This window comes from Pedobacter cryoconitis (assembly GCF_014200605.1).
GTDB lineage: Bacteria > Bacteroidota > Bacteroidia > Sphingobacteriales > Sphingobacteriaceae > Pedobacter > Pedobacter cryoconitis_B.
In genome coordinates this window covers 225,797-239,697 of record NZ_JACHCE010000010.1, presented here as the reverse complement: position 1 = coordinate 239,697, position 13,901 = coordinate 225,797, and the positions used below count along the sequence as shown (strand labels likewise).

9 protein-coding genes are annotated in these 13,901 nt (G+C 40.4%); 7 read left to right on the top strand and 2 right to left on the bottom strand.

Features of this window, described 5'->3' with window-relative positions; translation table 11 throughout:
- The 7 genes from HDE68_RS23600 to HDE68_RS23570 form a co-directional block, all read left to right on the top strand.
- Window positions 1-4,215: non-ribosomal peptide synthetase (locus HDE68_RS23600; protein WP_183884689.1), on the top strand; the 4,215-nt coding region annotated here is incomplete at its 5' end.
- 49 nt (window positions 4,216-4,264) lie between these two features.
- Entirely contained in the window at window positions 4,265-4,969 is a 705-nt protein-coding gene (locus HDE68_RS23595; RefSeq protein WP_183884688.1) for a thioesterase II family protein, read from the top strand.
- Window positions 4,970-5,191: 222 nt separating this feature from the next.
- Window positions 5,192-6,046: a helix-turn-helix domain-containing protein gene (locus HDE68_RS23590; protein ID WP_183884687.1), complete on the top strand. Its 855-nt coding sequence runs from the start codon at window positions 5,192-5,194 to the stop codon at window positions 6,044-6,046.
- A 77-nt stretch (window positions 6,047-6,123) separates the two neighbouring features.
- Entirely contained in the window at window positions 6,124-7,200 is a 1,077-nt protein-coding gene (locus HDE68_RS23585) for an HlyD family secretion protein (RefSeq protein ID WP_183884686.1), read from the top strand.
- A gap of 1 nt (window position 7,201) precedes the next feature.
- Complete coding sequence (locus HDE68_RS23580; protein WP_183884685.1) at window positions 7,202-8,764, top strand: DHA2 family efflux MFS transporter permease subunit; 1,563 nt, start codon at window positions 7,202-7,204, stop codon at window positions 8,762-8,764.
- A 17-nt stretch (window positions 8,765-8,781) separates the two neighbouring features.
- Window positions 8,782-10,098 (top strand): TolC family protein, encoded by a 1,317-nt coding sequence (locus HDE68_RS23575; RefSeq protein ID WP_183884684.1) that lies wholly within the window; start codon window positions 8,782-8,784, stop codon window positions 10,096-10,098.
- An 18-nt stretch (window positions 10,099-10,116) separates the two neighbouring features.
- A complete protein-coding gene (locus tag HDE68_RS23570; protein WP_183884683.1) occupies window positions 10,117-10,839 on the top strand; it encodes a siderophore-interacting protein in 723 nt (240 codons plus the stop codon).
- 44 nt (window positions 10,840-10,883) lie between these two features.
- On the opposite strand, the gene HDE68_RS23565 is transcribed toward HDE68_RS23570, so the two are convergent.
- Window positions 10,884-11,522, bottom strand: coding sequence for a hypothetical protein (locus HDE68_RS23565; protein ID WP_183884682.1), 639 nt, complete (start codon window positions 11,520-11,522; stop codon window positions 10,884-10,886).
- 26 nt (window positions 11,523-11,548) lie between these two features.
- On the bottom strand, window positions 11,549-13,894 hold the full coding sequence (locus tag HDE68_RS23560) for a TonB-dependent receptor (RefSeq protein WP_183884681.1): 2,346 nt from the start codon (window positions 13,892-13,894) through the stop codon (window positions 11,549-11,551).
- Window positions 13,895-13,901 lie beyond the last annotated feature (7 nt).

Genomic DNA, 13,901 nt, shown 5'->3' with positions numbered 1-13,901 from the left:
TTGAATACAGAAGATAGTTATCAGGGGCCATCCAATCTGATAGAAACGAAACTACTAAGTATCTGGTCTGAAATCCTGAAAATAGATGAGGATAAGATCAGTGTAAACAGAAGCTTCTTTGATCTGGGTGGACATTCGCTGAAAGCAATGAGTCTGGTCAACCGGATCCGTAAAGAGCTAGGGACAGAAGTATCTTTAAAAGCAGTTTTCAGCCATCAGGATATCCGGAGTTTATCAGTTTATATTAATGAAATAGCACCCGGAGCGGTTTACACTGCTATTCCTTTGGCAACTGAGAAAGCTCATTATGTTTTATCTTCTGCTCAAAAGCGGTTATATTTTCTGTATGAATTTGACCGTGATTCACTGGCTTACAATATGCCACAGGCCGCCTGGCTTAGCGGAGAACTGGATCGGGAACGTCTGGCTGGTGCTTTTCATGCTTTAATCAGGCGACATGAGGTACTCAGAACTACGATAGTGATGATCGGAGATGAACCATTCCAGGTAATTGGTGATGGTTCAAATTTTTCAATTACGGATTACCAGGCGCGGCGGGAAGAAGTAGCGGGGGTGATGGAAAGTTTTATCCGGCCTTTTGACCTGGGACAAGGTCCTTTACTCCGCGTAGGGCTGGTTCATGTGCCTGGAGGAGAATCGCTTTTGATGGTGGATATGCATCATATCATTACTGATGGTGTTTCTCATGGGATTTTGATCCGTGATTTTATGGCTTTATATGCCGGAGAAGATTTACCTGCTCCGGGTTTGCAGTATAAAGACTATGCAGAATGGCAGCAGAGTGATGCTGAACAGGATCTTATAGCAGAACAAAAGTCTTTCTGGCTTTCGGAGTATCAGGATCTTCCTGAAGTACTGGATTTACCTTTGGACTATGCGCGTCCGGATCATCGTAACCACCGTGGAGATAGTTATAGTTTTGAACTGGATGAACAGGCTACAACCTCGCTTCGCTATTTAGGTGAACAGCATGGCGCAACATTATATACCGTTTTGTTATCGGTTTATACGATCCTTCTTGGACGTTTGAGCAGAAGCGAGGATGTGGTGGTCGGTACACCGATCGCCGGTCGTCGTCATGCAGATCTTGATGGGATGATCGGGATGTTTGTCAATACGCTTGCCTTGCGTAATTATCCTGTAGGGGAGTTGAGTTTCGAGGGATTTCTGGCCGGGGTAAGCTCACGAACGTTGTCATGTTTTGACTATCAGGATTTTCAATACGAGGATCTGGTCGATGAACTGAAATTAACTCGTGATCTGGGACGTAGTCCATTGATTGAGGTCATGTTTTCTTATGAAAACTTTGAGCGCGAAGAATTAGTCATTCCGGGTTTGACATTAAATCCTTATCAGCAGAAAGGAGATGGAAGTTCGAAATTTGATCTGTCCCTTGCTGCCATTGAAGATTCGGGTAAGCTATACCTGAGCTTTGGTTACTCCGCAGAATTGTTTAAAGAGACGACGATCAGTCGTTTCGCAACTTATTTTAAACATATTGTCGGGCAGGTTTTAACTGCTCCGGATATCAGGTTAAGTGAAATTGGTTTGCTTGTTCCAGCTGAGCGTTCGCGTTTACTGGAACTGGGGACAGGTGCAATACCTGCTTATTCTGCTAACCAGACAATTGTTCAGTTGTTTGAAGCACAGGTTTTGCAAAGCCCGGATGCAGTAGCTCTGGTTTTTGAGGATCAGGTATTGAGCTACCAGGAACTTGATGAGCAGTCAGATCAGTTAAGTTTGTTTTTAGCAGGTCGGGGAGTTGTTAGCGGAACAGTGATCGGACTGCTGCTTGAACGTTCATTTGATATGATTATCGGGATTTTAGGTATTCTAAAAGCGGGTGGTATTTATGTGCCGATTGACAGCGTTTTACCACAGGAGCGTATTCTTTATATGTTAACGGACAGTGGTTCAGGGTTTCTGTTAACTTCCTCAGCTTATGCTGAACTTTATCAGGACCATATTTCAGTGCTGGATATTGATGAAGTTAAAACAGAGGACAGTTTAAAAGGGATTCAGCTTCTGGTGAGTGAACCCGAGGACCTGGTTTATATCATTTATACTTCAGGAAGTAGCGGAAAACCTAAAGGAGTGATGGTGAACAATGTTTCCCTGGTTAATTATATACAAAGTCAGCTGAACTTATTTAAAATAGACAATACTGACCGTATCCTTCAGTTCTCGACAATCAGTTTTGATGCTTCGGTTGAGCAGATCTGGCTGGCCTTGTTAAGCGGAGCAGGTTTGGTTTTGATCGGAAAGGAAGTGCTTACAGATCAGGCACTGTTCAATTCTTATTTGCATAACCACCAGGTCACGCACCTGCATGCTACGCCTTCGTTTTTGGAAAGTATCAGTCTGTCAGAGCCTAATAACCTGCGTCGTATTATAGCCGGAGGGGAGGTTTGCAGAGCAGAACTGGCTAACCGTTACCTGGATAAATATGATTTTTACAATGAATATGGTCCCACAGAATGTACCATAAGTTGTCTTGTTTATCAGGCCGCGCAGATGATAAGTTCTGGTTCGGGAGTTCCTGTTGGCCGTCCGATAACTGGGACCAAAGTTTATATTCTGGATCAGTATCAGGGATTAAGTCCTGAGGGAGTAGCCGGAGAGCTTTATGTATCAGGTTTAGGGCTGGCAAGCGGTTATGTGAATAATATAGCTTTAACAGCAGAGAAGTTTGTAGAGAATCCTTTTGAACCGGGTAGTCTGATGTACCGTACGGGTGATTTAGTTCGCTGGACGGAAGACGGAAATATTGACTACCTGGGCCGTATTGATGACCAGGTGAAGATCCGTGGTTACCGTATTGAGCCCGGAGAGATTGAAGTAGTGATCAGCGGACTGGAAGAAATCAATCAGGCTTTGGTACTTGTTAAAGAGCAGGGAGATGATAAATACCTGGTGGCTTATTATACAGCAGCAGAAGCTATAGCGGATTTAAAACAGCGTCTTCAGGATATACTTCCTGATTATATGCTGCCTTCTTATTATGTTCATTTAACAGCATTCCCACTCACAGTAAACGGTAAAATAGATCGCCGGGCACTTCCTGAGATTGTATTGAATACAGAAGATAGTTATCAGGGGCCATCCAATCTGATAGAAACGAAACTACTAAGTATCTGGTCTGAGATTCTGAAAATAGATGAGGATAAGATCAGTGTAAACAGAAGTTTCTTTGATTTGGGTGGTCATTCGCTGAAAGCAATTCAACTGATTTCGCAGGTAAATCATAAAATAAAAAAAGGAATTGGACTTGTGGATCTTTTTAAATTTCCAACAATCCATTCTCTTGCCAGAGTCATTACACTTAAGGAAAACAGTAATGTCTTCAACGATGAAAACCTGATTCTGCTTCAGGGGAATAAAAGTGTTAGTGAGAATTTGTTCTTCATTCATGAAGTAAGTGGAGGTATTCAAGGTTATGTTGTATTAGCTGGGTTGCTTGAAAAGTATAATTGCTGGGGATTAAGAAGCGATCTGTTAAGTTCTTTTGCTCCTCAGCATGCTGATATCAAAAACATAGCATCCGAATATATTAAGAGATTAAAGCTTGTTCAAAAAACAGGGCCATATAAAATTGTTGGCTGGAGTTTAGGCGGTACAATAGCCCTTGAAATGTTGCAGCAATTGGAAATTGCAGGTGAAAGAGATAATATAATAATTATGATTGATTCACCATTACCAATACACAAGACTAGTATTCCTGTTGATTCTGGATTTGGTTTAAATGAAGAAAAAGATCTTATTGGAGGAGTTGATCAAAAAGTGATCAGTCAGCTGGCAGATTTAAAAACAATAGAAGAATGCTGGGAATTAGCTGCCGAATATTTTGAAAAGGAGATAAGCCATGAACATATTGTGAATCTGTTGCCAAAGGATATGGTTAACCTTATTTCTGTTCCTGATGATTCAACCGGGTTAAATGGCACAATTAAATCTATAAATGCGATCAGATCATTAAGATATGCACTAAAGAACTACAGTTACAAAAATGATGAAAAGGTTCAGGGGCAGTTGATTTATATGAAAGCAGAGACCTCAGATATGGATGTAGCGCAAATTGGAGGTAGTTTGTGTGAAAAAATAACAATTATTGATTTACAGGGTAATCACTATGATCTTCTTAAAGAACCTTTTGTTGCAAGAGTTGCAGAACATATAATTGAAATAATACATTAATTTATGGCTACAAGAATTTTTTACGATATGACCAAAACTAAATGGAGTTATGAAAGATCTTAGTCCAAAAACTCAGGTGTTTTTAGTGCATTTTGCAGGTGGGAATGTTTATTCATTTCAATTTATGAAAGAACATTTCAGAGGATACGATTTTATTCCTATTGAGCTTCCAGGTAGAGGTAACAGAATCAACGAACATATTTTAAATGACTTTATTGATGCTGCTAAAGATCTCTATCTGCAAATTTTAGCTAAGTTAAATTCTTCCAGTTTCTTACTATATGGTCATAGTATGGGCGCTTTATTAGTTTTGAGAATTGCACATCTACTAGAATTGGATGGACATTTTCCGGAAGCAATTGTTGTATCTGGAAATGCTGGCCCTGGAGTTTTTAGTTCAAAATCCAGACACCTGCTCCCTGATGATGAATTTAAGAATGAATTGAAGAGACTGGGGGGTATGCCAAATGAAGTTTTAGACAATAAAGAGTTATATCAGTTCGTAGAGCCAATTATCCGGGCAGATTTTGAAGTCGTTGAAACTTGCCATCTGATGAAAAAACTGAATCCGATAAGTATTCCTATCTATGCACTGATGGGGGATTCTGAATCAAAAGTGGACAAGATTGAGAATTGGAGAGCATACACATTGTCGACATTTAAATACCAGGTCCTTCAAGGGGATCATTTCTTTATTTATAAACATCCTTTAGCGCTCAGTAATGTGATTAAGAAAGCTATAAGGGACAATTAGCTACAATATTTTAATTGAAAAAAGCCATCAAAACATAATTTTGATGGCTTTTTTTTTATTCTTTGATTAGGTAATGATCTTGCAATTGTTTCAGTTTTCTGGTTGACGGTGGGGCACTATAAGTAATCAGGTGTACCACGATTTGTCCAGTGATTACTTAGAATCGTCTATTACTGTATTACTGAAAACAATGTACATTCCGGCCTCCTAATAAGATAACAAATGAGAACAAAACTGCCAATCCCGATGTACAATCTGCAGGAAAGATCAAAACAGAATTTTGAGATTATAAGACTTGTTGATAATCAGAATTTTGCGGGTAAGATTGAAGCGCACCGGGATAACAATTACATGTTTATTTTTCAGGAACAGGGGCTAAGTAAAATGGTGGTTGATTTTCAGGAAATAACCATTACCGGGGCGGCTGTTTTTTGTATTCTTCCAGGTCAGATACACTATGGGATTTCATTACAAAAGGCGGATATGTGGGCAATGGCAATAGGGGCAGACTGGATTAAAGATGCTTTTCGCACAGCAGTTACGGAGTTCGCTATACGGAATGCACAGGTTTCTATTCAAGAATCACAAGCAGTTTTACTAAGAGATAGCTTAATCTTATTACAGCAGATAGAACAGCAGTCGAATGCCGGTATTCAGTGTCAGACCTTACCTTCAATGCTTGATGTCTGTTTAAGTTTATTCGTGTCCTGCTGCCAGTATGATGAAAACATCCTTCCACAGGCAAACCTGCGTCCGGTTATCATCACAAGGCAGTTCAGGAATTTGCTTGTAGCCAGTTTCAGGAAAATAAAGAGCCCTGCCGAATATGCAGCGGCATTAAATATCTCTGCTGCCTATCTCAATGAAGTGGTGAAAGGTACGACCGGGCGCCCTGTGAGCTACTGGATACATCAGGAAATTATACTGGAAGCGAAAAGAATGCTTTTTTATACAGATAGTACAGTTAAAGAAATCGCAGAAAACCTGGGATATGCTGATGCCACTTATTTCATTCGTCTTTTCGGAAAGATTGCAGGCCTTGCCCCATTGAAATTCCGTCATAAATACCACAAATAGTCCAGACATTCCTCCTGTTCCTTCATTGTTCTTCCCTGGACAATGCCATTACTTTGTGAAATAAAAAGAACAAAATAATGGAAGAAAATGCACCAAAAAAGAATAATAAAAAATTGGTAATTGGTGGCCTGATTGCTGTTGTACTTCTAATTTTTGCGATTAGTTCATATATCAGCGGACTGGCCTATGAAACTACAGACAATGCCCAGCTGGATGGTGATCTTTTACCTGTTAAAGCAGGAATTACCGGTTATGTTACCGAAATCCGTTTCAAGGATAACCAGGAAGTTAAAAAAGGAGATACCCTGATTGTATTTAACACTGTAGAACTAAATGCAGAGCTTAGCCAGATCAGGGCAGAATTAGAGAATGCCAGATTGAATGCAGATGTATCGGGCAATATGGCCGAAGCTAGCATTCAAAATGCAAATGCTGCTTTTTTCGAATCTACCTCTAACGAACAGGGAATTCAATCTGCAAAAGCAACCTACGATAAGTCTGTACAGGATTTTAACCGGGCCAGACAATTACTGGAAATTAAAGCCATTACCCAAAATGGTTATGAGCAGTCGCAAACGCAAATGGATGTAGCCAGAGCTGCTTATCTTAAAGCGAAAGCTATGCAGCTATCTTCATCAAGTTCATCTTCAGGATTAAAGACACGTGCTGTGGCAGAACGAAAACAGGTTTCTGTTGCAGGGAATATTATCCTTAAAAAACAGGCAGAACTGACCGCTGCTTTAGAACGGTTGCGCCATGCCTGTATTATAGCACCTTTTGATGGAATTGTTACCAAAAGAAATGTACAGACAGGACAGTTTATCATTGCCGGACAATCCCTTTGCGCGCTTATCAATCATAAAAACCTTTGGGTTACAGCCAACTTCAAGGAAACTCAGATAGAGAAAATCAAAACAGGACAAAAAGTACAGGTCACTGTAGATGCCTATGAAGGTAAGAAACTGACCGGTACAATTGATTCTTATGGAGGAGCTACAGGATCGCGTTTTGCACTTATACCTCCGGACAATTCCACTGGGAATTTTATTAAAATCGCCCAGCGTTTTCCGGTGAAAATCAAACTTGATCCGCAAACTGAGTATAGTCAATTATATCCCGGGCTAAGTGTATTGGTCAAAGTAAAGGTAAATTGATATGGCAGATGAAACTCAATATCCTACCGGAGCCGCCAAGTGGATCCTGGTACTGACCTGTCTTTCGTGCGCAGTAATGGAGCTGATTGATTCTACGATTGTAAATGTTTCCTTAAGAGAAATCAGCGGAAATATTGGTGCAGGCGTGACCGAAATCGGCTGGGTTTCTACAGCCTATGGTATAGGGAATGTGATTATCATTCCGCTGTCCGGAATGCTGGCTAATTTAATTGGCAGAAAACGTTATTTTACAGGTTCTGTATTCGTTTTCACTTTAGCATCCCTGTTATGCGGTTTCTCTTCAGGACTCTGGGGATTAGTGATCTGGCGCTTTATTCAGGGGCTTGCCGGGGGCGGATTGTTGTCAACAGCAATGTCAATTGTACTCGGTGCTTTTCCTCCTGAACAAGCTAAAAGCGGCTTTTTGGTTTTTGCATTGGGAATAATGTTAGGCCCGATTTTCGGTCCTGTACTTGGAGGATATATTACCGATACCTTATCCTGGCACTGGATCTTTTTTGTCAATGTGCCACTGGGTATAATTGGAGGACTGCTTTCCTGGAAGTACATCACTGATCTGGAAGGGGCTGTAAAACCACCAAAAATCGACTGGGCTGGTATTGCCTTTATCGCTATGGCCCTGGGATCTTTACAGTATGTACTGGAAGAAGGATCTATTCATGACTGGTTTGACAGTATTGAAATCCGGATTTTCTTTGCCATTTCAATTTTTTCTTTCATTGCATTTATATGGAGAGAACTGACAACGGATTATCCTGCGGTTGATTTGAAACTTTATAAAAATTTTAACCTGGTATTGGGCAATCTCATCGGTTTGATGTATGGTATTATGGCCAATGGGACTTTGTTTATTTTTCCGCTGCTGGCACAGGTTTCTTTAGGATGGACAGCCACTCAAACAGGCGAATTTCTTATTTCAGGAGGTATTGCGAGTGCAATTGGAATGATTCTGGTAAAAAAGCTGTTCCCAGGGACAAATGTCAAAATCCTGATGATTACTGGGTTGATACTTGTGATTATTTCTCTCCTTCCTATGGGATTTGTTTCGCCGGACTCTACAGGGGATCAGTTTTTCTGGCCTTTTATTCTACGCAATATTGGTGTGGCCTTCATCGCACCAAATATGATAGGCATCGCAGTTGGTACGCTCAGAGGGAAAGATCTGGCGCAGGCTACAGGCCTTTCGACAATGACCAGGCAATTGGGCGGGGCAATTGGTGTTGCTATTATCAGTATTTATACGACTAAAAGTGACGCATTTGTCCGTCATCACCTGGCAGGCAGTATCACAGAATTTAGTATAGCCACACAAGAAAGGATAAGTCTGTTTACTCAAACCTTTAAAGGCATAGGTTATGCAGATGATCAGGCAACTCAGGCAGCATATAAGATGCTGGAGATGATTCTTATCAAGCAGCAAACACTGATTAGTTACAATCATGGTTTCTTAAGCTTCGCCTGTTTATTCATTCTCTGTATACCTGTAATCCTTCTGATTAAAACACCTGAAAACAAGCAGGAACCACCTGTAGATGCACATTAATTCAATCACAATTCAACATGAAACCAATCCTTATTCTATTTATATTCATCACAATTGCCTGTCACGTGCAGGCTGCTACAGACACGCTGAGTCTATCGCGTAATGAGGCCATAAAAATTGGTTTACAAAACCGTTTTGATGTTAAAGCAAATGCATATGATGTCAAAATCGCAGATTCAAAGATAATTCAGGCCAAGAATAACTGGTTTCCTGAGATCAATGGCACGGCAAACTTGAAATACAGTCCGCAGCTTCAAAATTCAGTGATACCGGGTGGTGTCTTGCCTGGTTTTGATCAAAGTCAGCTGATTCCGCTTACAGTCAAAAGCGAGAGTGTTTTCGGGTTGAACCTGAGTCAGCCGGTCTTTAATATTGGTTTGATCAATGAAATTAAGTTTAGTCAAATAAATCTCGCCATTCAAAAGGAAAAAAACAGGGCTGAGGAAATTAACATTAGTCTGCAGATTAGCCAGGCTTATCTGAATGTACAGTTAAGAGATTTGCAAAAAAGGGTTGCAGCTGATATAGCCACGCGTAATGCTGAGTATGCAATGATCGCCGAAGGAATGTATAAACATGGGTCTCTGATAGAGAACTATTATTTAAGGGCTATACTTGACCGTGATAATGCAAAGCAGATTCAAAAACAGACAGAACAGGATTATGAACTGAGCCTGATGGAACTATATTATCAGCTCAATATCCCCCGCGGAACGAATGTGCACATCAGCGATTCACTGGACGGGGCAGAAGCTGATATGAACAGTTTTCAGGACCTGTCAGGTGAAAGGACAGAACTCTGCCAGTTAAAACTCAGACAGCAGGAAGATCAGCTGGCCCTTAAAAACGTGAATCAAAGTGTAATGCCTTCGGTTTATCTGGGCGCAAATTATTCACAGCAATTCCTGTCCAATCGATTTAATTATGGGGATGGGAGATGGTGGAGCCCTTTCAGCTATGTGACGTTAAATGTGAATGTACCCCTGTCTGCACATTTGAAAATAAAGGGTAAAAAACGGGAATTTAAAGAAAGGATCGTCCAGAATGAATTGCTCCTGGAACAGAAAAAATCAGATATTAATTATGAAATCCAGCAGGCCCGTACTTCATTCAGTAATGCAGTCCTGAACATGAGGAGTACAAAAAGTAGCTATGAGCTTTCCAGGACTATTTTCCATAATCAGCAAAAGCAATACAAGCTTGGTGCATTTGCATACAGTGAGCTGATAGATACGGAAAAGACATTGAGTGTGACAGAGCGAAATTATATTCAGAGTGCTTATGAACTCATGCTTGCCCGGATTAAACTGCAGAAAGCAACAAATAATTTTTAATTTAAAACAGCGGGTTTTATGCCTTATATACCTAAATGGATTGCTGATTCGATGGAGAATCTGCTATCTTCAAAATTTCTTAATGCTATAGTGAAGTCTGAGGTTTATCTAAGTCCTGAGATAAAGAATATAGTTTTTACTGCCAATCTGGAAGGGATCGATTTCTATCCGGGTGCTGCTGTCAATTTTCGTGTCAGCCCGAATGATTTTCGTCATTATACCATTTCGGCCTTTGACAGGGAAGCCGGAACATTTGAAATTATTTTTCATATCCACGGTAATGGACCAGGAAGTGATTTGGTGGAACAACTGAAAGCAGGAGACCACATCAAAATAACCGTTCCGGGAGGCCGTAAATTATATAACAGGGAGAAAGAGCATCATTTCTTTTTTGGAGATGAAACCAGCCTTAGTTTTTACGCTGCTTTGATGCGTGAAACCGGTGAAAACGGCCAGTCGTGTACCGGGGTATTAGAATTACTGGAACAAAATATGAAGGTTCCCCCGGTTCTGGGTTTCGATGTGGTAACCGTATTAAAAACATCCGGAAATCCCGGATGGCAGGCAATTGCTTATCTGCAAACACTGATGGAGCAGGGTACAATTTTGCACTCTGCTTTTTATCTGACAGGTAATGTCGCTTCAATACAGGGATTTAGAAAGGCCTTGAAACATTTAGGGGTAAGTTCAAAAAATATTATGTTTCAGGGGTATTGGGCCGAAGGAAGGATTGGGTTGTAAAGAGGTTGATTAATCAACCTCTTTATTTATAGTGTAAAATTGAGTTAATGGCTATGTCCTTCCCCTTGTACCGGGTGCAGTTCAAATTTCAGATCAAGGTCGTTTGCTCCGGAGAATTTACTGGCAAAATCTTTATTGTTCCAGTCCTGAGCAGTAATACTAACTTTAACACCAGGATTTAAATGGCGTAATATATAACGGAAAGTAAAACTATCACTCGCTTTATCAACTGTTACGTAGCCGGTAACACCAACATTTATTTTCTTATTATCTTTGTCTCTGTCAGCATAAACATAAGTAAGGACACCGGTTGGGGCACCCAGAATAAATGCCTGATGTATCTCATGTTTATTTAAGAACTCCTGCTGCATTTCGCGATTGGCAAAGTCAAATGATTTTAAAACTAATTGATATGTTTTTCCTTCAGTAAGATGAAGATGCGCGCCAACAGGAGCAAGGCCTTTACTGTCAAAAGCTATAGTGACTGGTTTTGCTGCAGCGATAGGGTTGTAGTGATAATGATCTCCATGAGCTTCCCGTTCTACTTCTAAAAAGGTAAGTTCTGCTTTCCCTACCTCTTCTCCGGGAACTTCTGGAATAGGGCTGTCTTTTTTACAGGCGTTAAAAAATAAGGTTGTAGAAATTAGCAGGACAGCGAATGAATAATGACGTAGTTTGTTCATGATTATTTGTTTTTATGTGTTAGAAATTAAAATTTGTAAGCAAGTCGGAGTGTTAAGTTTCTACCCATTTCATGGGTATAGTATCTATAGCGGTTCATATAGTCTTTATAAAGCGTGTTGAATAAATTATCTGCGCTCATATTGATACTCATGGACTGTTGCCCCAGTTTTATAGAAGTGCCTGCTGTCATGGTAAAAAGATGATAGGCCCCGGGAGGGGGAGCATAATCGCTTTCGGCTTCGAAACGGGTTTGCCGTCTGATAAAACTGTGTTTAAATTGCAGGTAAGAACCTTTTAAATCAAGATTCCAGTTTATAGCCTGACTGATTCTGTCTGCCGGAATATAGGGAAGGTAATTTTTAGCTTTTATATCTTTTGCCCTGATCAGTGAAGCATTAAGCTGATAAGAAAAAGCAGGCAGAAACTGATAGCTTCCCGTGAAATCTATACCCGCAAAAGTTGCGTTGGTCTGCGTATACCTGAATATGGGATAAGTCCCGCTAATGGTTTGTTTAAAGCTGCGATCTGGTCTTGAATAGATATAGTTGCTGATGTACTGCAGGTATACATCCAGATTAAATTTCAGAAGGTTTCCTGAGTGTTTCAGGGAAGTTATCCATTTATAACCTTTTTCATTCTGCATGGCCGGGTTTCCTACTTCGAATAAACCAGCGCCATGATGCAGACCATTGCTATATAATTCATTTGCTGTAGGTGCCCGCCATGCCAAACCAATATTAGAGGCTAAATGCCATCTGGTATTAAATTTCCAGAGGATACCAGCAGATCCGGTTACGTTATTAAAGCTGTTATTGCCACCATAATATTGTTCTGTATTTTCATTCTGCTGCTCCTGGGCGGTAGTCTGGCTATACCTGAAACCAGCGGCGTCAAAGTATTTGTAATCGTATCTTAAGCCTGCTTCCAGTTCATATTTTTCTTTGATCCAGTGCTGAATAATAAATAGACCAGCAGTATAACTGTCAAAGTTTGGAATAAAAGTATTTGCCAGCGTACCAGGTATATTATTATTGACTTGCATCATGCTATTGATACCATAACTTCTTTTAGCACCATGAGCAAGAGGTACATCAAGTTTGAGATCCAGGGTATGCGTACTTAAAACCAGATCAGTAATAGGGATTGCTTCCCGGTCCCCTCTTCTGATGTCATATTCTTTTCTTTGGTTTTTTTGAAAAGCATAAGTGATGTCTAATTTGTGATGATTATCTAAATCATAATGACCTGTTAATTTGAGCAGCTGATGGGATATTTTTTGGCGGGGTGCAGTAATGTTATAACTGAAATTATAACTCTCCAATGGCCTTCCTGCTTCAATTCTGGCATTAATATCTTCTATGGTGCCAATATGGGCACTATATAGAATGCCTAATTCTGTACTGAACCGGCTATAATAAGCTTCATAATTTGATTTACCTGTCTGATAACCGGCCGCAGCGGAGAAGTTAAGCTCTCTTACGCCAGTGTTGCCCAGATAATAATCAGCTGTTTTGATATTTCCGCTCTTTTTGGCAGACCCCTGCAGGCGCCAGCCAAACCCTTTAATTGCCTTTAAGCCTCCGGTAAGCATAGCAGCAGTAGTCACTGCTCTTCCATTAGATGCGCCAATCAAATTCACATTTCCTGAAATAGCCGCAGTTTGCGGTAGGGCAGGGGGCTCTGTGATTACGATACCCCCAATTGCTTCGGCACCATATTTTACAGATTCGGCACCTTTGATGACGTGGATTTGCTGCGCGATGAAGGGGTCAATTTCAGGAGCATGTTCAGCTCCCCACTGCTGTCCTTCTAATCTGATACCATTATTTAAGATCAGTATTCTGTTGCTGTGGAGCCCGTGTATAATAGGTTTTGATATGGTAGATCCGCTTTTTAGCATGTTTACTCCCGAAATGTCAGCTAATGTTTCTGCCAGTGTACCACCTCTTGTTTTTTCTAACTGCTTTTCGGTTAGGGTAGTAGCTATACTTGTTCTGGGGGTAGCAGCCTGTTTGCTCTTTATTTCTACTTCCTGTAGCTTATTGACTATTGGATTAAGCGAAATAAGTATTGAGGTGTCTTTGGTGATTAGTATTTTTTGCTGATGCAAGTGATATCCAACAGCAGAATATTTAACTAAAACCGGTGTTTTTGCCTCTTGCCGGGAAAAGGTGAATTTATATAATCCTGCTCCATCAGAGTTTCCTTTTAAGTCTGATGGAAATAGGTTTATCGTTACACCTGTTATTGGCAAATGAGTATTCTCATCTGTAACATTAAGTGTAATGTGATAGGCGTCATTTTGTGCAAATGAGCTGTTGGCGCACAGCAAAAGTATCAGGGTGATTATTGGAAATAACCTTTTAAGCATAGCAAAT